The sequence below is a fragment of the Pseudomonas sp. 34 E 7 genome (genome assembly GCF_900005715.1).
Lineage (GTDB): Bacteria > Pseudomonadota > Gammaproteobacteria > Pseudomonadales > Pseudomonadaceae > Aquipseudomonas > Aquipseudomonas orientalis_A.
In genome coordinates, this window is record NZ_CVTX01000105.1 from 1 (window position 1) to 24704 (window position 24704).

A 24704-nucleotide genomic window follows, 5' to 3' on the forward strand; every position below is an offset into this window, starting at 1 on the left:
CCGCCTCATCCAGCACCTGCCGCACCTCGGGACCGATCGCCACGCTGCGCTCCAGCACGCGGTTGAGCAGGTTTTCCACGGCCCAGGCCAGTTCGGCCACGACCAGGGCGCGGACCATGCGACCGCTGCCTTTCAAGGTGTGGAAGGCACGGCGCATTTCGCCCTGGGCGGTTTTGTCCGCGCAGTCGGGCAAGTAACGGTGCAGCACCTGAAGGACTTCGTCGGTCTCTTCGAGGAAGACTTCACGCAACTCGTCGTCAATCGGCGCTTCATCGCGGGGAGGCGGCAGCAGACTGCCCGGACGTTGCAGGGCCGGCGGGTTGAGGCGCGAAGTGGGGCTGGCCAGCGCATCGAACCGCGATTGGCTTGGCGCGGTGTCGCCGGACAAGACACCCTCGGGTGCAGCCAATGCCTGGCGCCAGGGTTTTTCCTGCGGCAGATAGCCCAGCTCGCTCAGGGCCTGAGTGGCCAGTTCCAGGACTTTTTCGCCCGCAGCGTCGGGGTCCTGGAGCATGCGTTCCAGGTAGTATTCAAGGCTGCTGATCACGTCGGCAAAGCGCGCCAACTGCGCCTCAGCGGGCGCGGTGTCATTGACCATCAACTGCTCATCAACGTAATCGGTACACCCGCGCATCAAGCTCGCCGCGCGCGGCAGTGGAATCATCGCCAGGGCGCCGCGCACCTGGCTCAACAGCTCAGGCAGGGATTCCAGGCGCTGGCGGTCCCAGTCGGCCTCGATGCAGTCGATCACCAATTCCTTGGCCTGGCGCAGGCACTGACAGGATTCGCGGATCACCAATTGGTGGATCTGGGTCAGGTCGGTGGTCGGCAGGCGGCTGTCTTCACGGCTTTGCGGTTCGACGGTGCCGACCATTCCGGCCAGCGTGGCCTCGACGTAGAGCAACGCCCCGGCGACGTCCATCAATACGGCGTCACTGGGTTCGCGCTGCCCCTGGACCAGACTCAATACCACGGCAAGCTGGTCGATGATGACTTTGCGCGGCTGGCCGAAACCGAGCACCGCCAGGGTGTCGGCGATCTGCCGCAGCGGTGCCAGCAGCGGGTCCAGGTCCTGGGAATGCTGGCGGTCGCTGCGCACGAACAGATCGAGGCGCTCCTTGACCCGTACCAGCTCTTCGCACAATGCGCCGAGTACCGAGCCCATGGCGTTGCGGTCCGGCCCGGCCAGGCGCGCGCGCTCGGCATCGACCACGGCACTGTCGGGCAAGGCCTCATCCAGACCGTAGCGTTCCTTGAGACTTTGCATGCGCGGCGTCGGCCGAGTGACTTTGGCGACGTAGAACAGCAGGCTCTTGAGCAATTCATCCGGCGCCGGCTGGTTGATCCCGCCGATGCCCTGCGCCAGCAGGCGCTTGAGTTGCTTGCCGCTGGCCTTGAGCAGGCTGCGCAGTGCCGGGCTGTTGGCGATCACACCCGTCAGCATGCCTTCGACCAGCGCCGAGGCGACCTGCCACAGCGGCAACAACGGCGCGCCCTGGCACAGCGCTTCCAGGCGCGCGAAGACCCGCGCCATGTCTTCCAGGTTGCTCGGCCCGTGGTCCTCGCGCAGCAACCCGGCCAGGGCCTGTTGCAGCAGCGCGTGCCATTGGCGCAGTTGCGGGTGAAGGTCCGGCGGTGTGCGTTGGGCCAGTGCCTCGTCGGGCAGCGCCGCGATGGTCAACAACTGCGGGCTGAACAAGCTGGTCTCCGACAGCAGGCTTTCACCGCGGGCGCTGCGCAGGTCGTTGAGCAGCGGCAACACCACCAGCGGCAGGTCGCGACGGGCGCTGTGCACGCGGTCCAGGTACAGCGGCAATTGGCCGAGGGCCTGTTGCAGCAGGCGGATACCTTCGTCGCGCTGGCCGACGTGCCCGGCCTGCAGCGCCAGGGCCAGGGCTTCGATCTCTTCAGCCAGCAGCGCCGCGCCGTAGAACTCGACCATCTGCAGCGCGCCATGTACCTGGTGGATACCGGCCAGGCACGCCTCAATGGCGTCGCCGGTTTCAACGTAAACGTCCAGCGCCGAACGGGCCTGCTTCAGGGTTTCGGCAATATCGCCCTTGACCCATTCGAGGGCCACGTAGTCGTGCCGATCAACCATAACTGCTCCGCTTGGAATTCATGGGTTGCTGGTGTTCTTGAAACACATGGAGATTAAGTGTGGGAGGGGGCTTGCCCCCGATAGCGGTGTGTCAGGCGACCCACTTATTGACTGTCAGACCGCTATCGGGGGCAAGCCCCCTCCCACATTTGGACTGTGGTGATTTTTGGAGCTCATTTCACTCTTCGACCTGCTTGGGCGGCGGGAGCGTGAACCCCGACACCGACCGGCGCAACTGACTGGCCATTTTTGCCAGGTTACCAATGCTTTCGGCCGTCGCCGTGGAACCCGACGACGTCTGCGTGGTGATCTGCTGAATCACATTCATCGTCAGTGAAATCTGCCCCGCCGACGAGGTCTGCTGCTGCGCGGCATTGGAAATGCTCTGGATCAGTGCCGCCAGGGTTTTCGACACGCCTTCGATCTCTTCCAGCGCCACCCCGGCGTCCTGGGCCAGCCGCGCGCCGCGCACCACTTCGGTGGTGGTCTGTTCCATGGAGATAACGGCTTCGTTGGTATCGGTCTGGATCGCCCGCACCAGGTTTTCGATCTGCCGGGTGGCGGCCGACGAGCGCTCGGCCAGGCGTTGCACTTCATCGGCCACCACCGCAAAACCTCGCCCGGCGTCCCCGGCCATGCTCGCCTGGATGGCCGCGTTCAGGGCGAGGATGTTGGTCTGGTCGGCGATGTCGTCGATCAGGCTGACGATGTCGCCAATCTCCTGGGACGACTCACCCAGGCGCTTGATGCGCTTGGCAGTGTCCTGGATCTGTTCGCGGATGTTGTCCATGCCGTGGATGGTGTTGTGCACCACCTCGTTGCCCTTGTTGGCAATCTCCACCGAACGCTCCGCCACTGCGGAGGACTCGGCGGCGTTGGCCGATACTTGGTCGATGGACTGGGCCATCTGGTTGATCGCGGTGGAGGCTTCGGCAATCTGCTGGGCCTGATGCTCCGAGGCCTGGGCCAGGTGCATGGCGGTGGCCTGGGTCTCCTGCACCGCACCGGCGACTTGCCCGGCAGTGAGGTTGATGGTGGCCACCAGGTCGCGCAGTTGGTCCACCGAATAGTTGATCGAATCGGCAATGGTGCCGGTGAAGTCTTCGGTGACCGAGGCCGTGACGGTCAGGTCGCCGTCGGCCAGGTCTTCGATTTCGTCCAGCAGGCGCATGATCGCGTTCTGGTTGCGCTCGTTCTTTTCGGCGGTTTCGCGCAGTTGGCGGTTGGTCTCGCGCACCATCACCAGGCCGATCAGGATGATCGAGGCCAGCGCCAGCAGCCCCAGCGCATAGCCGCCGAGGGTATCCAGGCTGCGCCCGCCGGCCAGGTTCTCGAAACCGGTGGCCAGGTGCGAGGCTTCATCGAGCAGGGTTTGCGACAGGTTGAAAATATTGCTCGCCGACGCGCGTACCTGAAACAACTGCGGCGAGGTTTCGAGGATTTCATCCACGGAGCCCGAGACGAATTCGAACAGTTCGGCAATTTCCCCCAGCCGCGCGCGGGCGTCAGGGTCTTCGACCTGGGTGATGCGCAGGCCGGGGTTGCCGTTGAGCATGCCATTGAGCACCACGCCAAAACGATTGGCGTCGCGACCAAAGGCATCGGCGGCCTGCACGGCGGTTTCGTCGCCGGCGAGCACGGTATTGACCGCACCCAGGATGCGCTCGGCCAGCAGTGACTGGCGCTGGGCCAGCGCCACCTGGCTCGCGGGGGCGCCGCGCTGGAGCAGGATGTCGACGACTTTTTCCGACTCTATCTGCAATTGCGGCACGGTTTCGGCGAGGGTGGCGGCCACCTGGTGCAACGACAGTACGGTCTGTTCACTGGCCAAAATGGCGTCGGTGTTTTTCAGCAGGGCTTCCCAGTCGGTCTGCACCGCGCGCATCTCGGCGCGTACGGCAGTGGGCGCGGCCGGCAGGCCGGTTTGCGGGTCGCCTTTTTTCAGGTAGCCCCAGCGCTGGGCAAAGTCGTTGCGCGCCTCGCCCAGCAGCTTGAACGCGGCCGCCTTGCCGGCGGCGGCTTCGGTGGCATTCTTGGCGATGCGCTGGGACAGCACCCGCAGTTCGCCCGCGTGGCCGATGTACTGTTTGTCGTAGGTGGACTGGGTGTTGAGGTACGCGAAGTTGGCGAACAACAGCATGATGAACACGATCAGTGCGATAAACAGCACGATGATCTGCGAGCGGCTGCGCGAGGCAGCCTGGGGCTTGGGCGGGGTCACGGTGCTCATGCGGCCACATCCATGAAGCCTGGAGCCTGGGCCAGGGCGAAGGGGCTGAAGACCTGCCACTGCGGGTCGCCATCGAACTGGCCCTGGATAAACGGCGCGCCGGAGGCAGTACTCGCCATCCACGCGTCGAGTGCAAAATGTTGCATGCCCACCACCTCGTCCACCAGCAACCCGACAAACAGATCGTTGTATTCCACCACCAGCACCCGCCGCTGCTTGCGTGCCTTGGACAGTTCCCGGCCGAGAAACCCGCCCAGGTCCATCACCGGCAACAAGCGCCCGCGCAGGTTGGCCACGCCCTTGACCCAAGGCTTTACTCCAGGCATCAGGGTGCAGCGCGGCTCATGCAACACCTCGGCGACTTCGCCCATGGGCGCCACATACCAGTGCTGCCCCAGGCGAAAGCCAATCCCGCTCCAGCGTTGCAGGCGGGTTTCCTGGGACGGCAGGTCGGCGGCCAGCAGGCGGCAGCGGCGGTCAATGTCCAGCAGCAGCTCAAAGGCGGTTTGCGACTCGGTCATGATGGCGTGCCGTCAACCGGCCAGCACCTTGTTCAGCGTGGCGATCAGGGTTTCTTCGTCCACCGGCTTGGTCAGGTAATCCTTGGCACCCTGGCGCGCGCCCCAGATCTTGTCGGTTTCCTGGTCCTTGGTGGTGATGATGATGATCGGGATGCCGTTGGTTTCCGGCTCCTTGGACAACTGGCGCGTGGCCTGGAAGCCATTGAGGCCCGGCATCACGATGTCCATCAACACTGCGTCGGGCTTTTCCTGGCGGGCCAGGGCCACGCCGTCCGCGCCATTTTCGGCCTTCAAGACCTGGTGGCCATGCTTTTCCAGCATACCGGTCAGTTTGTACATTTCAGTCGGCGAATCGTCGACGATCAGAACACGTGCCATGGTTTTCCCCACTACATTGGTCGGCGCCGGCCCTCGGGGGCGGCGTCAGTGTGCTTGTTCTACTGCGGCGAAGGCAGGCACATAGGCCTTGATCGCACCCAGCAGTTCTTCCTTGCTGAAAGGCTTGGTCAAAAACTGATCGACCCCCACGGTACGCCCCTTGGCCTTGTCGAACAGGCCGTCCCTGGAGGACAGCATGATCACCGGGATCGACTTGAACGCCGGGTTGTTCTTCACCAGCGCACAGGTCTGGTAGCCATCCAGGCGCGGCATCATGATGTCGACAAAGATAATGTGCGGGTGATGATCCACGATTCGCGCCAGGGCATCGAAACCGTCGATGGCCGTGATGACCTCGCACCCCACGTTCTTCAACAGCGTCTCGGCGGTGCGGCGGATCGTTTTCGAATCGTCGATCACCATCACTCTCAAGGCGTTGGAATGCTGTTCCATAGTTGCTCTACCATCGCCACAGCGAATCGGTTTTCGGTGTGTACTGCCTGATGTGTCACAGGATGAGCCCCGCAAGCCTTGGAATTCAAGGGCTGCTGCGCTGTGGCAGTCTTTTTAGCACAGTCTCCGGGCGCAATCTATCGAGGCACTCGCCTGGTGGTTTTTCCTTGACCCGCAACAGCCGCAGCGCCACTCTGACGCCACTTTTATGCGCCCTATTTGCCAGAGGAAATAACCCATGAGCGTTCGCGTCGGCATTGTCATGGACCCTATTGCCAGCATCTCCTATAAAAAGGACAGCTCGCTGGCCATGCTCCTGGCCGCCCAGGCCCGCGGCTGGAGCCTGTTCTATATGGAGCAGCGCGACCTTTACCAGGGCGACGGCGAGGCTCGTGCGCGGATGCGTCCGTTGCAGGTATTCGCCAACCCCGAGAAGTGGTTCGAGCTGCAGGATGAAATCGACAGCCCCCTGAGCGATCTGGACGTGATCCTGATGCGCAAGGACCCGCCGTTCGACATGGAATTCGTGTATTCCACCTACCTGCTGGAGCAGGCCGAGCGCGCCGGGGTGTTGATCGTCAACAAGCCGCAAAGCCTGCGCGACTGCAATGAAAAACTGTTCGCCACCCTCTTCCCGCAGTGCACGCCGCCGACCGTGGTCAGCCGCCGCGCCGACGTGCTGCGTGAATTCGCCGCCAAACATGGCGATGTGATCCTCAAGCCGCTGGACGGCATGGGCGGCACCTCGATCTTCCGTCACCGCGCGGGCGATCCGAACCTGTCGGTGATCCTGGAAACCCTGACCGCGCTGGGCACCCAGCAGATCATGGGCCAGGCCTACCTGCCGGCGATCAAGGACGGCGACAAGCGCATCCTGATGATCGACGGCGAGCCGGTGGATTACTGCCTGGCGCGCATCCCGGCGGCCGGCGAGACCCGTGGCAACCTGGCCGCCGGTGGCCGTGGTGAAGCGCGACCGCTGTCGGACAAGGATCGCTGGATCGCCGCCCAAGTCGGCCCGACCCTTCGCGAAAAAGGCCTGCTGTTTGTAGGACTTGACGTAATCGGTGAGAACCTCACCGAAATCAACGTCACCAGTCCGACCTGTATTCGCGAGATTGATCACGCATTTGGCACGAACATCGGCGAAATGCTGATGGCGGCCATTGAGCGCAAGCTACAAGCCAAGTGACATAGAACAGCCGGACACACACCAACATTGCGTTATCATGCGCCACCTGTGAAACGCGCGATGTTGGTTTTTTTGTCATGACGCTCCCGTCCGATCTGCCCCCCGAACTCTCCCACAGCGGCGTGCGCCCGGCTGATCGGCTCGGATTTACCCTGTTCCTGGCGGCGCTGGTTCACCTTGCACTGATTCTCGGCGTGGGTTTCACCTTGGTCGAACCCAAACAGATCACCAAGACCCTGGAAATCACGCTCGCCACCTTCAAGAGCGATAAAAAGCCCGAGAAGGCCGACTTTCTCGCCCAGGAAAACCAGCAAGGCAGCGGCACCCTCGACAAGAAAGCCGTGCCCAAGACCACCGAAGTGGCGCCGTTCCAGGACAACAAGGTCAACAAAGTCACCCCGCCACCGGCCGCCAGGCCGGAAGTCAAACAGGCGACGCCCAAGGCTGCCGTGACCACCGTCGCGCCCAAGCCGCAAAAAGCCCCGACCCAGCGCGAAAAGACCAAAACCGAGCCCAACCCCGAGCCCGTCAAGCCTGCGCCGACATTCGACAGCTCGACGCTGTCCGACGAAATTTCCAGCCTGGAAGCCGAACTGGCCCACGAACAACAGCTCTACGCCAAACGCCCGCGCATCTACCGCTTGAACGCCGCCTCGACCATGCGCGACAAAGGCGCCTGGTATAAAGATGAATGGCGCAAGAAGGTCGAGCGCATCGGCAACCTCAACTATCCGGAAGAGGCACGCCGCCAGCAGATCTACGGCAATTTGCGCCTGCTGGTGTCGATCAACCGCGACGGTTCGCTCTATGAAGTGCAGGTGCTGGAGTCATCCGGCCAGCCCCTGCTGGACCAGGCCGCCCAGCGCATCGTGCGCCTGGCCGCACCCTTTGCGCCCTTTACCGGCGACTTGAACGACGTGGACCGCCTGGAAATCATCCGTACCTGGAAATTCGCCAGGGGCGATCGGCTGTCCAGCAATTGACTCTGGCACTTTCCTTCACTGTAGGAGCGAGCTTGCTCGCGAAAAACGCATAGGCGGCGCGGACTACCTGATAGCACTGCGTCATCGTTAACGACCTTCGCGAGCAAGCTCGCTCCTACAGAAAAGCAGACGGCGCTCTATTCGGGTCACGCTCAGCTTGTCAGTTCGCCCCTCCGACGCCACACTAGCGGACATGAAAAATGTCAGCCCGACCTACCTCAAGCACCATTTCCTGATCGCCATGCCCCACATGGCCGACCCGAACTTTGCGCAGACCTTGACCTACATCGTCGAGCACACGGCCAATGGTGCCATGGGGTTGGTGGTGAACCGCCCGCAGGAGCTGAACCTGGCCGATATCCTCGAGCAACTGCGCCCGGAAATCGACCCTCCCGCCAGTTGCCAGGGCGTGCCGATCTATATCGGCGGGCCGGTGCAGACCGATCGCGGTTTCGTGTTGCACCCCACCGGGCCGAAATTCCAGGCCACGGTGGACCTTGAGGGCGTATCCCTGTCCACATCCCAGGACGTGTTGTTCGCGATTGCCGACGGCGTCGGCCCTGAACAAAGTGTGATCACCCTGGGATACGCCGGTTGGGAAGCTGGGCAACTGGAGGCCGAACTGGCCAGCAATGCCTGGCTGACCTGCCCTTTCGACGCCGACATCCTGTTCAACACCGCCAGCGAACTGCGCCTGGAAGCCGCCGCCGCCAAGCTGCGGGTCAACCTCAGCCTGTTGACCAGCCAGGCGGGGCACGCCTGATGGCCTTGCGTCTGATCCTCGGCTTTGACTACGGCACCAAGCAGATCGGTGTGGCGGTGGGCCAGGTCATCACCGGCCAGGCCCGCGAGCTGTGCACATTGAAGGCCCAGAACGGCGTGCCGGACTGGAACCAGGTCGAAGCGCTGATCAAGGAGTGGAAGCCCGATGCAGTGGTGGTCGGCCTGCCCTTGAACATGGACGGCACGCCCAGCGACATGTGCCTGCGCGCCGAAAAATTCGCCCGCCGCCTCAACGGCCGCTACAACCTGCCCTTCTATACCCACGATGAACGCCTGACCACCTTTGAAGCCAAGGGCGAACGACGCGACCGTGGCGGACAGAAAGGCAGCTACCGCGACAACCCCGTGGATGCCATCGCCGCCGCCCTGTTGTTGCAGGGCTGGCTGGATGAAAACACCGCTTTATTTGAATCCTGACTGACGCGGCTTGTTGCTATGCCGCTTTTGTAGGAGCGAGCTTGCTCGCGAAGAACTCACAGGCACCGCGTATATCCAGGCTTCACGCGTTATCGTTGAGGTTTTTTGCGAGCAAGCTCGCTCCTGCACACTTAATGAGGAGCCACCATGAGCCTGCCCAATCCCGCCGAACTGATCAGTCAGATGGCGTTACGCCTCAACGCGCACCTGGAACACCGTGGCATCAGCGAGCCGCGCTTCATTGGCATCCGCACCGGCGGTGTGTGGGTGGCCCAGGCCTTGCTGGAAGCGCTGGGCAGTGATTCGCCCCTGGGTACGCTGGATGTGTCCTTCTATCGTGACGATTTCAGCCAGAACGGCCTGCACCCGCAAGTGCAACCCTCGGCGCTGCCGTTCGAGGTTGAAGGCCAGCACCTGGTGCTGATCGACGACGTGCTGATGAGCGGTCGTACCATCCGCGCGGCCATGAATGAATTGTTCGACTACGGCCGCCCGGCCAGTATCACGCTGGTATGCCTGCTGGACCTGGACGCCGGCGAATTGCCGATCAGCCCGGATGTGGTCGGCGCGACACTGTCCCTGGAAGCCCACCAACGGGTAAAATTGTCCGGTCCCACGCCGCTCGAACTCGAACTGCAAGACCTTGCCCTTTAAACCGCCTTGTACAGAGTCCCCGCGATGACGCCTCTAGATGCCAAGCGCCCGCTGCAGCTCAATGCTCAGGGCCAGTTGCAACACTTCCTGTCCCTCGATGGTTTGCCCCGCGAACTGCTCACCGAAATCCTCGACACCGCCGACTCGTTCCTCGAAGTCGGTGGCCGGGCGGTGAAGAAGGTCCCGCTGCTGCGCGGCAAGACCATCTGCAACGTGTTCTTCGAGAACTCCACGCGCACCCGCACCACCTTTGAACTGGCGGCCCAGCGGCTGTCGGCTGACGTGATCACGCTGAACGTGTCCACCTCGTCGGCCAGCAAAGGCGAAACCCTGCTCGACACCCTGCGCAACCTGGAAGCCATGGCCGCCGACATGTTCGTGGTGCGCCACGGTGACTCCGGCGCCGCGCACTTCATCGCCGAACACGTGTGCCCGAATGTGGCAATCATCAACGGCGGCGACGGTCGCCACGCCCACCCGACCCAGGGCATGCTCGACATGCTCACCATCCGTCGGCACAAGGGCGGCTTTGAAAACCTCTCGGTGGCCATCGTCGGTGACATCCTGCACTCGCGGGTTGCGCGCTCGAACATGCTGGCCCTCAAAGCCCTGGGCTGCCCGGACATCCGCGTGATCGCCCCGAAAACCCTGCTGCCCATCGGCATCGAGCAGTACGGCGTGAAGGTCTACACCAACATGGCAGAAGGCCTCAAGGATGTGGACGTGGTGATCATGCTGCGCCTGCAACGCGAACGCATGGCCGGCGGCCTGCTGCCGAGCGAGGGCGAATTCTATCGCCTGTTCGGCCTGACCACCGCGCGCCTGGCCGGCGCCAAGCCGGATGCCATCGTGATGCACCCGGGCCCGATCAACCGAGGGGTGGAAATCGAATCGGCGGTCGCCGACGGCCCGCAATCGGTGATTCTCAATCAGGTGACCTACGGCATCGCCATCCGCATGGCCGTGCTGTCCATGGCCATGAGCGGGCAAACCGCGCAACGTCAATTCGAGCAGGAGAACGCCCAGTGAAGCTCAGCATTCTCGGCGCCCGAGTCATCGATCCGGCCAGCGGCCTGGATCAAGTCACCGACCTTCACCTGGACGCCGGCAAGATTATCGCCATCGGTGCCGCGCCCGCAGGCTTCAGCGCAGTCGAAAGCATCGACGCCAAAGGCCTGGTCGCCGCGCCTGGGCTGGTGGACCTCAACGTCGCCCTGCGCGAGCCGGGCTACAGTCGCAAAGGCAACATCACCAGCGAAACCCGCGCCGCCGCCGCCGGTGGCGTGACCAGCCTGTGCTGCCCGCCGAACACCAAGCCAGTCCTGGACACCTCGGCGGTCACCGAGCTGATCCTCGACCGCGCCCGTGAAGCGGGCAACTGCAAAGTGTTCCCTGTGGGCGCGCTGAGCAAAGGCCTGGAGGGCGAGCAGTTGGCTGAGCTGATCGCCTTGCGCGACGCCGGTTGCGTGGCGTTCAGCAACGGCCTGGAGAGCTTTCGCAGCACGCGCACCCTGTGCCGGGCCCTGGAATACGCGGCCACGTTCGACCTGACGGTGATCTTTCATTCCCAGGACCGCGACCTGGCTGAAGGCGGCCTGGCCCATGAAGGCGCGGTGGCCAGCTTCCTCGGCTTGCCGGGCATCCCGGAAACCGCAGAAACCGTGGCCCTGGCCCGTGACCTGTTGCTGGTGGAACAAAGCGGCGTACGCGCGCATTTCAGCCAGTTGACCAGTGCCCGCGGCGTCGCGCTGATCGCCCAGGCCCAGGCCCGTGGCTTGCCGGTGACGGCGGACGTGGCGTTGTACCAGTTGATCCTGACCGATGAGGCGCTGATTGACTTCTCCAGCCTGTACCACGTGCAACCGCCGCTGCGTACCCTGGCCGACCGTGAAGGTTTGCGTGCGGCGGTGAAGTCAGGCGTGGTCTCGGCGATCTCCAGCCATCACCAGCCCCACGAGCGCGATGCCAAGCTGGCGCCGTTCGGTGCCACCGAGCCCGGTATCAGCAGCGTCGAGTTGCTGCTGCCGCTGGCAATGACCCTGGTGGAGGATGGCCTGCTGGACCTGCCTACGCTGCTGGCACGCCTGAGCGCCGGCCCGGCCGAGGCCTTGCGCCTGCCGGCGGGTAAGTTGGCGGTGGGTTCGGCGGCGGATCTGGTGCTGTTCGACCCGGCCAGTTCCACGGTTGCCGGGGAACACTGGCTGTCCAGGGGCGAAAACTGCCCGTTCATTGGTCACAGCCTGCCGGCCACGGTGCGCTACACCCTGATGGATGGGCGGATCAGCTACCAGGCTTGAAACAAATTTCAAGTGGGCTCAGTAAATGTGGGAGGGGGCTTGCCCCCGATGGCGGAGTGTCAGCTACCAAATCTATTGGCTGACACACTGCAATCGGGGGCAAGCCCCCTCCCACATGTGGTTCTCTATTTGGCCGGGAGATCAGCGCCCGCCATTGCGCTCGGCATTGCGGAGCGAAACCTGGCTGTTCAATGTCCAGAAGTCATACAGCACCCCAATCAGGAACAAACCGCCGGTCAGCAAGTAGATCAGGCCGGTGATCCATTTGCCCTGGTACATGCGGTGCACGCCGAACACGCCCAGAAACGCCAACAGAATCCAGGCCACGTTGTATTCGATCGGCCCGGCGGTAAAACGCAGGTCGGCTTCACGGTCCATGGCCGGGATCAGGAACAGGTCGATCAGCCAGCCAATACCCAGCAGGCCGAAGGTGAAAAACCAGATCGTCCCGGTGACCGGCTTGCCGTAATAGAAGCGATGCGCGCCGGTGAAACCGAAAATCCATAGCAGGTAACCGATCACCTTGCTGTGGGTGTCTTGCTGCGAAGCAACCTGTTGATAGGTGTTCATGAAGGACCTCTTTTCACTCAATAGATAAATTTGTTCATTTTTTTTGTGACTTTTTTACGGGCGCCCGACGCACGGTAAATGGTATCGTTCTGCCCTCAAACCCTTATGCCACCTGACTTGTGTCGGACAATTGCGGCTAATCGTCGCGTTTTTTCCGAATTTGACCCCAAGGTTCAGTCGACAAACGGCCTGAGAACAGCACAAAAAGCTGTTATAAAGTTGCGCGCAAACCCATATGAGCCACGCCTAATGCGACCATTTATCAAGACATGGCTAACCATTTGCCTATTAATGCCACTGGCCGCCCACGCCACCAATCGTGAGCAACGTCTTCCAAACGTTAACGGTTTTACCCCTAAAGTCCATAGCACACCCAGCACCGCCAAATCGGCAAAGCCCACCGTCAGCCGCCCGACTCAACTGAGCAAGGCCCACGGCAAAGTGCTTTCCACCCAGTTGGCCGTGAACACCAAGCAGAGCAGCAATGTCCTCAGCCGCGCCGTGAACGTGCTCGGTACTCCTTATCGTTGGGGCGGCAGCAGCCCAAGTAAAGGGTTCGACTGCAGCGGCCTGGTAAAATATGCGTTCAACGACGTCAAGGCGGTGGATTTACCGCGTACGTCCAACGCCATGGCGGCCGGCCACGGCTTGAAAGTTGATCGCAAAGACCTGAAGCCGGGCGATTTGCTGTTCTTCAAGCTCAAGAGCCGCCAGGTAAACCACGTTGCCATCTACCTGGGTAACGACCGCTTTATCCACGCGCCGCGTCGTGGCAAGTCGGTGAGCATCGATACACTGAAAAAGCCGTTCTGGGACAAGAACTACGTGATCGCCAAGCGGGTGCTGCCCAAAGAGCAGAACAACACCCTGCGGATCGTGCAGCGCTGATTCCAGGCTGAAAATACAGTAAACAATGTGGGAGGGGGCTTGCCCCCGATGGCAGAGTATTAGTCAACAGATTCATTGGCTGATACACCGCTATCGGGGGCAAGCCCCCTCCCACATTTGGTTTCATTGTTTGCTGAATCTCAAATGTCTGCCGGCACCCTCGCCTTCCCTCGCGCCTCCTCTGCGCTGATCACACCCTCGCTCACCAGCGCCTTCAAGCTCATATCCAGCGTTTTCATCCCCAGCGCCCCGCCGGTCTGGATCGCCGAGACCATCTGCGCCACTTTGTCTTCGCGGATGAGATTACGAATGGCCGGCGTGCCCAGCATGATTTCGTGAGCCGCGACACGTCCGCCGCCGATCTTCCTGACCAGCACCTGGGACACCACCGCCTGCAGCGACTCCGACAGCATCGAGCGGACCATGGCCTTTTCCCCGCCAGGGAACACGTCCACCAGCCGGTCTACCGTCTTTGCCGCCGAGGTGGTGTGCAGGGTGCCAAATACCAGATGCCCCGTCTCAGCGGCCGTCAGCGCCAGGCGGATGGTTTCCAGGTCACGTAGCTCGCCCACCAGGATGACGTCCGGGTCTTCGCGCAATGCCGAGCGCAGCGCCACCGAGAAGCTGTGGGTATCGCGATGCACCTGCCGCTGGTTGATCAGCGCCATTTTCGGCCGGTGGATAAATTCGATGGGGTCTTCCAGCGTAAGGATGTGCTGGCGTCGATGCCGATTCAGATAATCGATCAGCGCCGCCAAAGTAGTGGACTTGCCCGAGCCGGTGGGCCCGGTCACCAGCACCAGGCCGCGCGGCAGCTGCGCTATACGCTGGAACACCTCACCCAGGCCAAGGCTTTCCAGGCTCTGGATGTCGCTGGGGATGGTGCGAAACACCGCCCCCACGCCCCGCGCCTGCTGGAACACATTCACGCGAAAGCGCGCCAAGCCGGGCAGTTCGAAGGCAAAGTCTGTTTCAAGAGATGTTTCGAAATCCTTTTGTTGGTGCTGGTTGAGCAAAGGGCTCAATAAATCCGCTACCTGCGACCCGGCCAGCACCGGGCCATCCAGCGGCCAGACCTCGCCATCGATGCGCAACATCGGCGCCAAGCCGGCCGACAGGTGCAGGTCGGAGGCGCCACGGCGCACGCTGGCCGTCAGTAATTCAGTGATATCCATAGGGCTTTCCATTTCCAGTAGAATGCCGCGGACTCCATATCCACGGGCGCAACTTGAATGTCGACGATAGCAGACAACATCGGCCTGGTTAGCCAGCGCATCCGCGCCGCCGCCGACGCCGTGCAGCGTGACGCAAGCGGCATCCACCTGCTGGCCGTGAGCAAGACCAAACCGGCGCAAGCGGTACGTGAAGCCTATGCCGCGGGGATGCATGATTTTGGTGAAAACTACCTGCAGGAAGCCCTGGGCAAACAGGCGCAATTATCCGACCTGCCCTTGAGTTGGCACTTCATCGGCCCCATTCAATCGAACAAGACTCGCGCGATCGCCGAGAACTTCGCCTGGGTGCATTCCGTGGACCGCCTGAAAATCGCACAACGCCTGTCCGAACAACGCCCTGCCGACCTGCCTGCGCTGAATATCTGCATCCAGGTCAACGTCAGTGGCGAAGCCAGCAAGTCCGGCTGTACGCCCGCCGACCTGCCGGCCCTGGCCAACGCCATCAGCGCCCTGCCGCGCCTGAAGCTGCGGGGCTTGATGGCGATCCCCGAACCGACTGAAGATCGCGCGGCGCAGGATGCCGCGTTCGCCACGGTGCGCGAGCTGCAAGGCAGCCTGAACCTGCCACTGGACACACTTTCCATGGGCATGAGCCACGACCTCGAGTCGGCCATCGCTCAAGGCGCCACCTGGGTGCGGATCGGTACCGCGCTGTTTGGCGCCCGCGACTACGGCCAGCCGTGAAATGGCTGACGTTCATTTAGCTAAGGACCTGTCATGAAAGACATGCGTATTGCCTTTATCGGCGCCGGTAACATGGCGGCCAGCCTGATCGGCGGCCTGCGGGCCAAGGGCCTGGACGCTGCGCAGATTCGCGCCAGCGACCCGGGCGCCGAGACCCGCGCCCGTGTCAGCGCCGAACACGGCATTGAAACCTTTGCCGACAACGCCGAGGCCATTGAAGGCGTCGACGTGATCCTGCTGGCGGTCAAGCCCCAGGCCATGAAAGCCGTGTGCGAAAGCCTGCGCCCGAGCCTACAGGCCCATCAACTGGTGGTGTCCATCGCGGCCGGCATCACTTGCGCCAGCATGAACAACTGGCTCGGCGCCCAACCGATCGTTCGCTGCATGCCGAATACCCCGTCGTTGTTGCGCCAGGGCGTGAGCGGTTTGTACGCCACCGCCGAAGTCAGCGCCGCGCAGCGTGATCAAGCCCAGCAACTGTTATCCGCCGTGGGCATCGCCCTGTGGCTGGAGCAGGAGCAGCAACTGGACGCGGTCACCGCCGTTTCCGGCAGTGGCCCGGCGTACTTCTTCCTGTTGATCGAAGCCATGACCGCCGCCGGGGTGAAACTGGGCCTGCCCGCCGACGTTGCCGAGCAACTGGCCGAGCAGACCGCCCTGGGCGCCGCGAAGATGGCGGTGTCCAGCGAGGTGGATGCGGCCGAGCTGCGCCGTCGCGTAACGTCTCCGGGCGGCACCACGCAAGCCGCCATCGAATCGTTCCAGGCCGGAGGCTTTGAAGCCCTGGTGGAAAAAGCACTGGGTGCTGCGGCACATCGTTCAGCCGAGATGGCCGAACAACTGGGCAAATAGTCGTCCCTTACCAAGGTAATCAAACATGCTCGGAATCAATGACGCTGCCGTCTTCATCATCCAGACCCTGGGCAGCCTGTACCTGCTGATCGTGCTGATGCGCTTTATCCTGCAACTGGTGCGGGCGAACTTCTATAACCCGCTGTGCCAGTTCGTGGTCAAGGCCACCCAACCCCTGCTCAAGCCGCTGCGCCGCGTGATCCCGAGCCTGTTCGGGCTGGACATGTCGTCGCTGGTACTGGCACTGCTGCTGCAGATTCTGCTGTTTGTGGTGATCCTGATGCTCAACGGCTACCAGGCCTTTACGGTGCTGCTGCTGCCATGGGCGCTGATCGGCATTTTCTCGCTGTTTTTGAAGATCATCTTCTGGTCGATGATCATCAGCGTGATCCTCTCCTGGGTCGCACCGGGCAGCCGCAGCCCGGGTGCCGAGCTGGTATATCAGATCACCGAGCCCGTATTGGCGCCATTCCGTCGCCTGATCCCGAACCTGGGCGGGCTGGATATCTCGCCGATCTTCGCGTTTATCGCGATCCAGCTGATTCAGAGCTGGGTGATTCCGCGTCTGGCGTTCTATGCGTTCATGCCTAAAGAGCTGTTCGGCCTGATCTGACCGCATGATCGTTCCCACGCTCTGCGTGGGAACGCCTCTTGGGACGCTCTGCGTCCCCCCATGCGGGGTGCGACGCGGAGCGTCATCGGCTGCATTCCCACGCGGAGCGTGGGAACGATCAATGCGCGCAGACCATTGCTTGCCGCTGGGTCCCCCGCTCTTTAGACTTACGCCTCATTTAAACGAGAGCAGGGTCGATGCCAACTGCCTTCCCCCCCGATTCCGTTGGACTGGTGGTGCCCCAAGTGGCGCACTTCAGCGAACCGCTGGCCCTGGCCTGTGGCCGTTCGCTGCCAGCCTACGACCTGATCTACGAAACCTACGGCCAACTGAATGCCACGGCGAGCAACGCCGTGCTGATCTGCCACGCCTTGTCCGGCCACCATCACGCCGCAGGCTTTCACAGCGTCGACGAGCGCAAACCCGGCTGGTGGGACAGCTGCATCGGCCCCGGCAAGCCCATCGACACAGACAAGTTCTTCGTGGTCAGCCTGAACAACCTCGGCGGCTGCAACGGCTCCACCGGCCCCAGCAGCCTCAACCCGGAAACCGGCAAGCCCTTCGGCGCCGACTTTCCGGTACTGACCGTCGAAGACTGGGTGCACAGCCAGGCGCGCCTCGCCGACCGACTGGGCATCGCCCAATGGGCCGCCGTGATCGGCGGCAGCCTGGGCGGCATGCAAGCCCTGCAATGGACCATCACCTACCCGGATCGCGTGCGTCATTGCCTGGCTATCGCCTCGGCCCCCAAGTTGTCGGCGCAGAACATTGCCTTCAACGAAGTGGCGCGCCAGGCCATCCTCACCGACCCCGAGTTCCACGGTGGTTCGTTCCAGGAAGCCGGCGTGATCCCCAAGCGCGGCCTGATGCTGGCACGGATGGTCGGGCACATTACCTACCTGTCCGATGATTCCATGGGCGAAAAATTCGGCCGTGGGCTCAAGAGCGAAAAGCTCAACTACGACTTCCACAGCGTCGAGTTCCAGGTGGAAAGCTACCTGCGTTATCAGGGCGAGGAGTTCTCCGGGCGTTTCGACGCCAACACCTACTTGCTGATGACCAAGGCGCTGGACTACTTCGACCCGGCCGCGAACCATGACGACGACCTGGCGAAAACCTTCGAGCACGCCACGGCCAAGTTCTGCGTGATGTCATTCACCACCGACTGGCGCTTCTCACCGGCGCGCTCCCGTGAGCTGGTGGACGCCCTGATGGCCGCCAAGAAAGACGTCTGCTACCTGGAGATCGATGCGCCGCAGGGCCACGACGCCTTCCTGATTCCGATCCCCCGTTATCTGCAGGCGTTCAGCAATTACATGAACCGAATCGCGCTTATATGAATTGCTTACGCTTTTGGAGAACGCCATGAGAGCCGACCTGGAAATCATCCAAGACTGGATCCCCGCCGGCAGCCGCGTGCTCGACCTGGGCTGCGGTGATGGCGAGTTGCTGAGCTGGCTGCGCGACAACAAGCAAGTCACCGGCTACGGCCTGGAAAACGACCCGGACAACATCGCCCAATGCGTGGCCAAGGGCATCAACGTGATCGAGCAGGACCTGGACAAGGGCCTGGGCAACTTTGCCAGCAACAGCTTCGACATCGTGGTGATGACCCAGGCCCTGCAAGCGGTGCACTACCCGGACCGTATCCTCGATGAAATGCTGCGGGTCGGCCGCCAGTGCATCATCACCTTCCCCAACTTCGGTCACTGGCGCTGCCGCTGGTACCTGGCCACCAAGGGCCGCATGCCGGTGTCGGACTTCCTGCCGTACACCTGGTACAACACGCCGAACATCCACTTTTGCACCTTCGAAGACTTCGAAGCCCTGTGTGGCGAGCGTGAAGCCAAGGTCATCAACCGCCTTGCCGTCGATCAACAGCACCGCCACGGCTGGGCGAGTAAGCTATGGCCCAACCTGTTGGGCGAAATTGGTATCTACCGGGTCAGCAGTCCTGGCCTGACCGACCACAAGATTGCCGTCTAATCATTATCAAGAGGGACGCTCATGAATCGTCTGGCTGTTTTTCTACTGACCGCCTGCCTGGGCGCCAACGCCATGGCTGCGGACGCTATCGACGCTAACCGCAAAAAAGACTTCGGCGATATCACCGTTCATTACAACACCTTCACCTCCAGCTTCCTGCCACCCGAGACCGCCCAGAACGTCGGCATCGTGCGCAGCAAGGAAAAGGGCTTGATCAATGTGACCGTGATCAAGGGCGTCACCCCGGTCGCAGCCCAGGTAACCGGTACCATCAAGGACCTGGGCGGCAAGAGCGAAATCCTCACCTTCAAGCAAATCGAAGAGAAAGGCGGCATCAGCTACCTCGCGCCCTACTCGGTGACGCAACGGGAATACAAGACGTTCACCATCAACGTTGAAACCGGTGGCAAGGCCCATGGTTTCCAATTCAACCAAGAACTGTTCCCGGCCGAATGATGAACCTTACCCAACTCGTACTGGCCAGCCACAACGCCGGCAAACTCAAGGAACTGCAGGCCATGCTCGGTGAGTCCGTGCAACTGCGCTCCATTGGCGAGTTCAGCCAGGTAGAGCCGGAGGAAACCGGCCTGTCGTTCGTCGAGAACGCCATCCTCAAGGCACGCAACGCTGCACGGGTCTCCGGCCTGCCGGCTTTGGCGGATGATTCGGGCCTGGCGGTGGATTTCCTCGGCGGCGCGCCGGGCATCTATTCCGCACGCTACGCCGATGGCAAGGGCGACGCGGCTAACAACGCCAAGCTGCTCGACGCCCTCAAGGACGTGCCCGATGCCGACCGTGGCGCGCAGTTCGTCTGCGTGCTGGCGCTGGTGCGGCACGCCGATGACCCGCTGCCGATCCTGTGCGAAGGCTTGTGGCACGGTCGCATTCTGCATGCGGCCAGCGGTGAGCATGGCTTTGGCTATGACCCGCTGTTCTGGGTACCGGAGCGCAACGTCTCCAGCGCCGAACTGAGCCCGGCCGACAAGAACCAGATCAGCCACCGCGCCCGCGCCATGGCATTGCTGCGCCAGCGTCTGGGCCTGAAATGACCCAGAACACCTCTGCGCAGCCGCTGATCCACGGTGGCGCGCAAACACCCCGGGCGGCTCTGCCGGTGCTGCCGCCCCTGGCGCTGTACATTCACATTCCGTGGTGCGTGCGCAAATGCCCGTATTGCGACTTCAACTCCCATACCGCAAGCAACGTGCTGCCGGAAGAAGAGTACGTGGACGCCTTGCTGGCGGACCTGGACCAGGACCTGCACGCCGTTTACGGCCGAGCGCTGAGTTCGATCTTCTTTGGCGGCGGCACCCCCAGCCTGTTCAGCGCCGCAGCCTTGGGGCGCCTGCTCGAAGGCGTGCAAGCGCGCATCCCGTTTGCCGGCGATATCGAGATCACCCTGGAAGCCAACCCGGGCACCTTTGAACAAGAGAAGTTCGTCGCTTATCGCAAGCTGGGGATCAATCGCCTGTCCATCGGCATCCAGAGCTTCCAGCAGGAAAAACTCGAGGCGCTGGGCCGCATTCATAATGGCGACGAAGCCGTACGTGCAGCGGATATGGCACGCCAGGCCGGGTTCGATAACTTCAACCTGGACCTGATGCACGGCTTGCCCAACCAATCCCTGGACGATGCGTTGAGCGACCTGCGCCAGGCCATTGCGCTCAAGCCGACGCACCTGTCCTGGTATCAACTGACCCTGGAACCCAATACCGTCTTCTGGAACCAGCCGCCCGCGCTGCCCGAAGACGATACGCTGTGGGATATCCAGGAAGCCGGCCAGGCGCTGCTCGCCGAGTACGGTTACGCGCAATATGAGGTGTCGGCCTACGCCCAACCGGGGCGGCCGGCGCGGCATAACCTCAATTACTGGAGCTTTGGCGATTTCATCGGTATCGGCGCCGGTGCCCATGGCAAGCTCAGCCACCCGGACGGGCGCATCGTGCGCACCTGGAAAACCCGCGCACCGAAGGACTACCTCAACCCGGCCAAAAGCTTCCAGGCCGGGGCGAAAGAGCTGACCAACGAAGAGCTGCCGTTCGAATTCCTGATGAACGCCCTGCGCCTCACCGAAGGGGTGGATGCCAGGCTCTATGCCGAGCGCACCGGCCTTGAGCTGGCGAGCCTCGACGAAGGCCGCCGCGAGGCAGAACAAAGTGGCTTAATGCAGGTCGAACCGTCACGCCTGGCGGCGACCGACCGCGGGCAACTCTTTCTCAATGACCTGTTGCAGACGTTTTTGAGCTGACGCTTTTTAAGGAAATCAAATGGATCTGGTACTCGACCTGCTCGCCACCGTGTCCCGCTGGAGCCGTAGCAACCTGTCGGAAATCTCCCTGGCCCTGGTCGGCTGCCTGCTGGTGCTGTTCGGCGCCGATATCAAGGGCTGGGTCGAAGCCCGCCTGGGCAGCATCGCCGGTGCGTTGCGCGTGCCCTTGATGGCCCTGCTGTGCATGATCGGCAGCGGCGCGGCGCTGATCTATGCCACACCGTGGATTGTGCGGGGGCTGAGCCAGTTCAATAACTACAGCCTGGCGCCGGTGTTGGTGGTGGTGCTGGTGTTGATTGGCGTAGTCGCCGACCGCCGCTGATTCCGAACCCAACACAAAACCAAATGTGGGAGGGGGCTTGCCCCCGATTGCAGTGGATCAGTCACCAAATCTTTGGCTGATACACCGCTATCGGGGGCAAGCCCCCTCCCACATTTGATTGCATTTCAAGTCAGGGGCGAGTTAAGCCAGCTTCTCGAACTTCAAATCCCACACCCCATGCCCCAACCGCTCGCCACGGCGTTCGAACTTGGTGATCGGGCGCTCCGCAGGGCGCGGTACGCATTTGCCATCTTCGGCCAGGTTGCGGTAGCCGGGGGCGACGTTCATCACTTCCAGCATGTAGTCGGCATAGGGTTCCCAGTCGGTGGCCATGTGCAGGATGCCGCCCACTTTCAGCTTGCTGCGCACCAGTTCCGCGAAGGAAGCCTGGACGATGCGACGCTTGTGGTGACGGGCCTTGTGCCAGGGGTCGGGGAAGAACAGCATCAGCCGGTCGAGGCTGTTGTCGACGATGCAGCGGTTGAGCACTTCAATCGCGTCGCAATCGTAGACGCGCAGATTGGTCAGGCCCTGGGTCAGCACGCCGTTAAGCAACGCACCGACGCCTGGGCGGTGCACTTCCACACCGATGAAATCCTGATCCGGCGCGGCCGCCGCCATTTCCAGCAGGGAGTGCCCCATGCCAAAGCCGATTTCCAGGGAACGCGGGGCCGAACGGCCGAATACCTGGTCGTAATCCACCGGCGCGTCGGCCAACGGCAATACGAACAGCGGCGTGCCTTGCTCCAGGCCCTTTTGCTGGCCTTCGGTCATGCGGCCGGCGCGCATCACGAAGCTCTTGATGCGGCGGTGCTTGGACTCGTCGCCTGCTTCCAGGGTGTTCGGCGTTTCGTTTGATTCAGTCATCAATAGCTCTTACTTGATCAGACCATCCAGCGGCGAAGAGGCGCTGGCATAGAGTTTTTTCGGCATGCGCCCGGCGAGATAGGCCAGGCGGCCCGCGACGATTGCATGGTGCATGGCCTGGGCCATCATGATCGGTTGCTGGGCATGGGCGATGGCCGAGTTCATCAGCACCGCGTCGCAGCCCAGCTCCATGGCGATGGTGGCGTCGGAGGCCGTGCCCACCCCCGCGTCCACCAGCACCGGGATCCTGGCTTCTTCAAGGATGATCTGCAGGTTGTACGGATTGCAGATACCCAGGCCGGAGCCGATCAGGCCGGCCAGCGGCATCACCGCGATACAGCCGATTTCCGCCAGCTGGCGCGCGATGATCGGGTCATCGCTGGTGTAGACCATCACGTCAAAGCCTTCCTTGACCAGAGTCTCGGCAGCCTTGAGGGTTTCGATCACATTCGGGAACAGGGTTTTCTGGTCGGCCAGCACTTCCAGCTTCACCAGGTTGTGACCGTCGAGCAGCTCGCGGGCCAGGCGACAGGTGCGCACGGCCTCGATGGCGTCATAGCACCCGGCGGTGTTCGGCAAAAAGGTGTAACGGTCCGGCGACAGGACTTCAAGCAGGTTCGGCTCGCCCGCGATCTGGCCGAGGTTGGTACGGCGCACGGCGAAGGTAACGATTTCGGCGCCCGAGGCTTCGATGGCCAGACGGGTTTCTTCCATGTCGCGGTACTTGCCGGTGCCAACCAGCAGACGGGACTGGTAGGTACGACCGGCCAGGACAAAGGGCTTGTCGCTACGAACGATGCTCATGGGAAATCCTCGTAATGGGGTGAGGTTCTGCAGAATGCGTTACCGCCGGCGCGACTAGCCGCCGCCGATGGCGTGGACCACTTCGACCTGGTCACCCTCGCTGAGCGCGGTGCCTTCGTGCTGGCTGCGCGGGACGATATCCAGGTTGAGCTCCACTGCGACACGACGCCCGGTCAAATCCAGGCGGGTCAGCAGGGCCGCAACGGTTTCACCGTCGGGCAGTTCAAGGGGTTCGCCGTTCAACTGAATGCGCATGCCACGGGCCGCCATCGTTTTTAGGGGCCGGCATTCTAACGCGATTGGCACCTGAAGGTCAGCTCCAGGCGTCAAGCGGTCAAACCTGCAAGCGCCACGCCGTCAAGCCCAGGAAGAACCAGCCGAGCAGGAAGGCAAGGCCGCCAAACGGGGTGATGATGCCCAGTTTGCTGATGCCGGTCATGGTCAACACATACAGGCTGCCGGAGAACAGCAAAATACCGACGACAAACGAAATGCCCGCCCAGGTGACCAGTCGGCCGGGAATATGCGCGGCCAGCAGGGCCACCCCAAACAAGGCCAGGGCGTGCACCAGTTGATAGGTCACGCCGGTGTGGAAGATCGCCAGGTAATCGGCGCTCAGGCGGTTCTTCAGGCCGTGGGCGGCGAAGGCGCCCAGGGCGACACCAGTGAAACCGAAAAAGGCAGCCAGCATCAGAAAGCTACGCAGCATGAGGAACTCCAGTCAGACTCATCGGGCAGGGTCTGTATAATGGCCCGCTCAACGGGTTCGGCCAAGCCATCTCTATGCTGCGTATCTTCTTCAAACGCTTTCTCAACGTCGTGAAATGGTTCGCCATCGGCAGTGTGCTGCTGGTGCTGCTGTTTCGCGTCGTACCGCCGCCGTTCACCGCGCTGATGGTGGAACGCAAGGCCGAGTCCTGGATCGACGGCGAGCCCATTGACCTGCAGCGCAGCTGGGTGCCGTGGGACGAGATTTCCGATGACCTCAAAGTGGCGGTGATGGCCGGTGAAGACCAGCGTTTCCCGCAGCACTGGGGCTTTGACTTTGGCGCCATCCAGGCAGCGATCGTGCACAACGAACGTGGCGGTTCGATCCGGGGCGCCAGTACATTGAGCCAGCAGGTGTCGAAGAACCTGTTCCTGTGGGCCGGCCGCAGCTATCTGCGCAAGGGCCTGGAGGCCTGGTTTACCGGGTTGATCGAAGTGCTATGGCCCAAGCAGCGCATTCTTGAGGTGTACCTCAACAGCGTGGAGTGGGATGAGGGCGTGTTTGGCGCAGAGGCGGCGGCGCGGCATCACTTTGGCGTGAGCGCCAAGGGGCTGTCACGGCAACAGGCCAGCTATCTGGCAGCGGTGTTGCCTAACCCGCGAGTCTGGAGTGCCAGCCACCCGACCGCCTATGTAGCGCGGCGGGCGGCGTGGATTCGCCAGCAGATGAGTCAGTTGGGTGGCGATGGCTACCTGCTTGAGCTGAACAACGCCCGCAAGGCCCCCTGGTCCAACTGACACAATACAAAACAACTGTGGGAGGGGGCTTGCCCCCGATAGCGATGGACCAGTCACTGTATGTAATGACTGACACTCTGCTATCGGGGGCAAGCCCCC

General features: G+C 62.4%; 29 protein-coding genes. 18 read left to right on the top strand and 11 right to left on the bottom strand.

Annotated elements, in window-relative coordinates:
• From BFP96_RS08185 to pilG, 5 genes are all read right to left on the bottom strand, one after another.
• On the bottom strand, positions 1–2101 hold a 2101-nt coding region (locus BFP96_RS08185), incomplete at its 3' end, for an Hpt domain-containing protein (protein ID WP_170875992.1).
• A gap of 178 nt (positions 2102–2279) precedes the next feature.
• Positions 2280–4331, bottom strand: coding sequence for a methyl-accepting chemotaxis protein (locus BFP96_RS08190; RefSeq protein ID WP_065936010.1), 2052 nt, complete (start codon positions 4329–4331; stop codon positions 2280–2282).
• Positions 4328–4852, bottom strand: coding sequence for a chemotaxis protein CheW (locus tag BFP96_RS08195; RefSeq protein WP_065885362.1), 525 nt, complete (start codon positions 4850–4852; stop codon positions 4328–4330). Before BFP96_RS08195 ends, BFP96_RS08190 begins: the two co-directional genes overlap by 4 nt.
• A gap of 12 nt (positions 4853–4864) precedes the next feature.
• Entirely contained in the window at positions 4865–5230 is a 366-nt protein-coding gene (gene pilH, locus BFP96_RS08200) for a twitching motility response regulator PilH (RefSeq protein WP_014720320.1), read from the bottom strand.
• 45 nt (positions 5231–5275) lie between these two features.
• Complete coding sequence (gene pilG, locus BFP96_RS08205; protein WP_065885361.1) at positions 5276–5683, bottom strand: twitching motility response regulator PilG; 408 nt, start codon at positions 5681–5683, stop codon at positions 5276–5278.
• A gap of 238 nt (positions 5684–5921) precedes the next feature.
• On the opposite strand from pilG, the gene gshB reads away from it, so the two are divergent.
• The 7 genes from gshB (at position 5922) to BFP96_RS08240 (ending at position 12009) form a co-directional block, all read left to right on the top strand.
• Entirely contained in the window at positions 5922–6875 is a 954-nt protein-coding gene (gene gshB / locus BFP96_RS08210) for a glutathione synthase (RefSeq protein WP_065885360.1), read from the top strand.
• Positions 6876–6952: 77 nt separating this feature from the next.
• Positions 6953–7858 (top strand): energy transducer TonB, encoded by a 906-nt coding sequence (locus BFP96_RS08215; RefSeq protein WP_065885359.1) that lies wholly within the window; start codon positions 6953–6955, stop codon positions 7856–7858.
• 193 nt (positions 7859–8051) lie between these two features.
• Positions 8052–8621 (top strand): YqgE/AlgH family protein, encoded by a 570-nt coding sequence (locus BFP96_RS08220; RefSeq protein ID WP_065891570.1) that lies wholly within the window; start codon positions 8052–8054, stop codon positions 8619–8621.
• A complete protein-coding gene (gene ruvX / locus BFP96_RS08225) occupies positions 8621–9058 on the top strand; it encodes a Holliday junction resolvase RuvX (RefSeq protein WP_003195067.1) in 438 nt (145 codons plus the stop codon). Before BFP96_RS08220 ends, ruvX begins: the two co-directional genes overlap by 1 nt.
• Positions 9059–9205: 147 nt before the next feature.
• Positions 9206–9712 (top strand): bifunctional pyr operon transcriptional regulator/uracil phosphoribosyltransferase PyrR, encoded by a 507-nt coding sequence (gene pyrR, locus BFP96_RS08230; protein WP_065891571.1) that lies wholly within the window; start codon positions 9206–9208, stop codon positions 9710–9712.
• Between the two features lie 24 nt (positions 9713–9736).
• Positions 9737–10741 carry an aspartate carbamoyltransferase catalytic subunit gene (locus tag BFP96_RS08235; protein WP_057723520.1) on the top strand — a complete coding sequence of 335 codons (1005 nt, stop codon included), beginning with the start codon at positions 9737–9739 and terminating at the stop codon, positions 10739–10741.
• The gene (locus BFP96_RS08240; RefSeq protein ID WP_065891572.1) at positions 10738–12009 is read left to right on the top strand and encodes a dihydroorotase; all 1272 of its coding nucleotides are present in this window, start codon (positions 10738–10740) and stop codon (positions 12007–12009) included. Before BFP96_RS08235 ends, BFP96_RS08240 begins: the two co-directional genes overlap by 4 nt.
• Positions 12010–12150: 141 nt before the next feature.
• Here the strand turns inward: BFP96_RS08240 and BFP96_RS08245 are convergent, their stop codons facing one another.
• Entirely contained in the window at positions 12151–12579 is a 429-nt protein-coding gene (locus BFP96_RS08245; protein ID WP_065896144.1) for an NINE protein, read from the bottom strand.
• A 249-nt stretch (positions 12580–12828) separates the two neighbouring features.
• On the opposite strand from BFP96_RS08245, the gene BFP96_RS08250 reads away from it, so the two are divergent.
• Positions 12829–13467, top strand: a complete 639-nt coding sequence (locus tag BFP96_RS08250) for a C40 family peptidase (RefSeq protein WP_065885353.1) — start codon at positions 12829–12831, stop codon at positions 13465–13467.
• Between the two features lie 140 nt (positions 13468–13607).
• On the opposite strand, the gene BFP96_RS08255 is transcribed toward BFP96_RS08250, so the two are convergent.
• Positions 13608–14642 (bottom strand): type IV pilus twitching motility protein PilT, encoded by a 1035-nt coding sequence (locus tag BFP96_RS08255; RefSeq protein WP_065936011.1) that lies wholly within the window; start codon positions 14640–14642, stop codon positions 13608–13610.
• Positions 14643–14699: 57 nt separating this feature from the next.
• On the opposite strand from BFP96_RS08255, the gene BFP96_RS08260 reads away from it, so the two are divergent.
• The 9 genes from BFP96_RS08260 (at position 14700) to BFP96_RS08300 (ending at position 21428) form a co-directional block, all read left to right on the top strand.
• Positions 14700–15386, top strand: a complete 687-nt coding sequence (locus tag BFP96_RS08260; protein WP_065885351.1) for a YggS family pyridoxal phosphate-dependent enzyme — start codon at positions 14700–14702, stop codon at positions 15384–15386.
• Between the two features lie 33 nt (positions 15387–15419).
• The gene (gene proC / locus BFP96_RS08265; RefSeq protein WP_065885350.1) at positions 15420–16238 is read left to right on the top strand and encodes a pyrroline-5-carboxylate reductase; all 819 of its coding nucleotides are present in this window, start codon (positions 15420–15422) and stop codon (positions 16236–16238) included.
• A gap of 25 nt (positions 16239–16263) precedes the next feature.
• Positions 16264–16851 carry a YggT family protein gene (locus BFP96_RS08270; protein WP_057723513.1) on the top strand — a complete coding sequence of 196 codons (588 nt, stop codon included), beginning with the start codon at positions 16264–16266 and terminating at the stop codon, positions 16849–16851.
• Between the two features lie 197 nt (positions 16852–17048).
• Positions 17049–18191, top strand: coding sequence for a homoserine O-succinyltransferase MetX (locus BFP96_RS08275; RefSeq protein ID WP_065885349.1), 1143 nt, complete (start codon positions 17049–17051; stop codon positions 18189–18191).
• 25 nt (positions 18192–18216) lie between these two features.
• Complete coding sequence (metW, locus tag BFP96_RS08280; RefSeq protein WP_016972957.1) at positions 18217–18837, top strand: methionine biosynthesis protein MetW; 621 nt, start codon at positions 18217–18219, stop codon at positions 18835–18837.
• Between the two features lie 21 nt (positions 18838–18858).
• Complete coding sequence (locus BFP96_RS08285; protein ID WP_065891576.1) at positions 18859–19293, top strand: DUF4426 domain-containing protein; 435 nt, start codon at positions 18859–18861, stop codon at positions 19291–19293.
• On the top strand, positions 19290–19886 hold the full coding sequence (rdgB, locus tag BFP96_RS08290; protein ID WP_065936012.1) for an RdgB/HAM1 family non-canonical purine NTP pyrophosphatase: 597 nt from the start codon (positions 19290–19292) through the stop codon (positions 19884–19886). Before BFP96_RS08285 ends, rdgB begins: the two co-directional genes overlap by 4 nt.
• Positions 19883–21085, top strand: a complete 1203-nt coding sequence (gene hemW / locus BFP96_RS08295; RefSeq protein WP_065936013.1) for a radical SAM family heme chaperone HemW — start codon at positions 19883–19885, stop codon at positions 21083–21085. Before rdgB ends, hemW begins: the two co-directional genes overlap by 4 nt.
• A gap of 19 nt (positions 21086–21104) precedes the next feature.
• Positions 21105–21428 carry a DUF3392 domain-containing protein gene (locus BFP96_RS08300; RefSeq protein ID WP_003176691.1) on the top strand — a complete coding sequence of 108 codons (324 nt, stop codon included), beginning with the start codon at positions 21105–21107 and terminating at the stop codon, positions 21426–21428.
• Positions 21429–21569: 141 nt separating this feature from the next.
• Here the strand turns inward: BFP96_RS08300 and trmB are convergent, their stop codons facing one another.
• The 4 genes from trmB to BFP96_RS08320 form a co-directional block, all read right to left on the bottom strand.
• Entirely contained in the window at positions 21570–22295 is a 726-nt protein-coding gene (gene trmB / locus BFP96_RS08305) for a tRNA (guanosine(46)-N7)-methyltransferase TrmB (protein ID WP_065936014.1), read from the bottom strand.
• Positions 22296–22304: 9 nt separating this feature from the next.
• Positions 22305–23099, bottom strand: coding sequence for a thiazole synthase (locus BFP96_RS08310; protein ID WP_065891579.1), 795 nt, complete (start codon positions 23097–23099; stop codon positions 22305–22307).
• Between the two features lie 54 nt (positions 23100–23153).
• Complete coding sequence (gene thiS / locus BFP96_RS08315; RefSeq protein WP_065885539.1) at positions 23154–23354, bottom strand: sulfur carrier protein ThiS; 201 nt, start codon at positions 23352–23354, stop codon at positions 23154–23156.
• A 79-nt stretch (positions 23355–23433) separates the two neighbouring features.
• Positions 23434–23808 (bottom strand): DUF423 domain-containing protein, encoded by a 375-nt coding sequence (locus tag BFP96_RS08320; protein ID WP_065891580.1) that lies wholly within the window; start codon positions 23806–23808, stop codon positions 23434–23436.
• A gap of 74 nt (positions 23809–23882) precedes the next feature.
• On the opposite strand from BFP96_RS08320, the gene mtgA reads away from it, so the two are divergent.
• Positions 23883–24605 carry a monofunctional biosynthetic peptidoglycan transglycosylase gene (gene mtgA / locus BFP96_RS08325; protein ID WP_065936015.1) on the top strand — a complete coding sequence of 241 codons (723 nt, stop codon included), beginning with the start codon at positions 23883–23885 and terminating at the stop codon, positions 24603–24605.
• Positions 24606–24704 lie beyond the last annotated feature (99 nt).

Bases quoted from the DNA above. Each gene is read 5' to 3' on its own strand.
- BFP96_RS08190 (WP_065936010.1), bottom strand. From the start codon at position 4,331: ATGAGCACCGTGACCCCGCCCAAGCCCCAGGCTGCCTCGCGCAGCCGC.
- BFP96_RS08195 (WP_065885362.1), bottom strand. From the start codon at position 4,852: ATGACCGAGTCGCAAACCGCCTTTGAGCTGCTGCTGGACATTGACCGC.
- pilH (WP_014720320.1), bottom strand. From the start codon at position 5,230: ATGGCACGTGTTCTGATCGTCGACGATTCGCCGACTGAAATGTACAAA.
- pilG (WP_065885361.1), bottom strand. From the start codon at position 5,683: ATGGAACAGCATTCCAACGCCTTGAGAGTGATGGTGATCGACGATTCG.
- gshB (WP_065885360.1), top strand. From the start codon at position 5,922: ATGAGCGTTCGCGTCGGCATTGTCATGGACCCTATTGCCAGCATCTCC.
- BFP96_RS08215 (WP_065885359.1), top strand. From the start codon at position 6,953: ATGACGCTCCCGTCCGATCTGCCCCCCGAACTCTCCCACAGCGGCGTG.
- BFP96_RS08220 (WP_065891570.1), top strand. From the start codon at position 8,052: ATGAAAAATGTCAGCCCGACCTACCTCAAGCACCATTTCCTGATCGCC.
- ruvX (WP_003195067.1), top strand. From the start codon at position 8,621: ATGGCCTTGCGTCTGATCCTCGGCTTTGACTACGGCACCAAGCAGATC.
- pyrR (WP_065891571.1), top strand. From the start codon at position 9,206: ATGAGCCTGCCCAATCCCGCCGAACTGATCAGTCAGATGGCGTTACGC.
- BFP96_RS08235 (WP_057723520.1), top strand. From the start codon at position 9,737: ATGACGCCTCTAGATGCCAAGCGCCCGCTGCAGCTCAATGCTCAGGGC.
- BFP96_RS08245 (WP_065896144.1), bottom strand. From the start codon at position 12,579: ATGAACACCTATCAACAGGTTGCTTCGCAGCAAGACACCCACAGCAAG.
- BFP96_RS08250 (WP_065885353.1), top strand. From the start codon at position 12,829: ATGCGACCATTTATCAAGACATGGCTAACCATTTGCCTATTAATGCCA.
- BFP96_RS08255 (WP_065936011.1), bottom strand. From the start codon at position 14,642: ATGGATATCACTGAATTACTGACGGCCAGCGTGCGCCGTGGCGCCTCC.
- BFP96_RS08260 (WP_065885351.1), top strand. From the start codon at position 14,700: ATGTCGACGATAGCAGACAACATCGGCCTGGTTAGCCAGCGCATCCGC.
- proC (WP_065885350.1), top strand. From the start codon at position 15,420: ATGAAAGACATGCGTATTGCCTTTATCGGCGCCGGTAACATGGCGGCC.
- BFP96_RS08270 (WP_057723513.1), top strand. From the start codon at position 16,264: ATGCTCGGAATCAATGACGCTGCCGTCTTCATCATCCAGACCCTGGGC.
- BFP96_RS08275 (WP_065885349.1), top strand. From the start codon at position 17,049: ATGCCAACTGCCTTCCCCCCCGATTCCGTTGGACTGGTGGTGCCCCAA.
- metW (WP_016972957.1), top strand. From the start codon at position 18,217: ATGAGAGCCGACCTGGAAATCATCCAAGACTGGATCCCCGCCGGCAGC.
- BFP96_RS08285 (WP_065891576.1), top strand. From the start codon at position 18,859: ATGAATCGTCTGGCTGTTTTTCTACTGACCGCCTGCCTGGGCGCCAAC.
- rdgB (WP_065936012.1), top strand. From the start codon at position 19,290: ATGATGAACCTTACCCAACTCGTACTGGCCAGCCACAACGCCGGCAAA.
- hemW (WP_065936013.1), top strand. From the start codon at position 19,883: ATGACCCAGAACACCTCTGCGCAGCCGCTGATCCACGGTGGCGCGCAA.
- BFP96_RS08300 (WP_003176691.1), top strand. From the start codon at position 21,105: ATGGATCTGGTACTCGACCTGCTCGCCACCGTGTCCCGCTGGAGCCGT.
- trmB (WP_065936014.1), bottom strand. From the start codon at position 22,295: ATGACTGAATCAAACGAAACGCCGAACACCCTGGAAGCAGGCGACGAG.
- BFP96_RS08310 (WP_065891579.1), bottom strand. From the start codon at position 23,099: ATGAGCATCGTTCGTAGCGACAAGCCCTTTGTCCTGGCCGGTCGTACC.
- thiS (WP_065885539.1), bottom strand. From the start codon at position 23,354: ATGCGCATTCAGTTGAACGGCGAACCCCTTGAACTGCCCGACGGTGAA.
- BFP96_RS08320 (WP_065891580.1), bottom strand. From the start codon at position 23,808: ATGCTGCGTAGCTTTCTGATGCTGGCTGCCTTTTTCGGTTTCACTGGT.
- mtgA (WP_065936015.1), top strand. From the start codon at position 23,883: ATGCTGCGTATCTTCTTCAAACGCTTTCTCAACGTCGTGAAATGGTTC.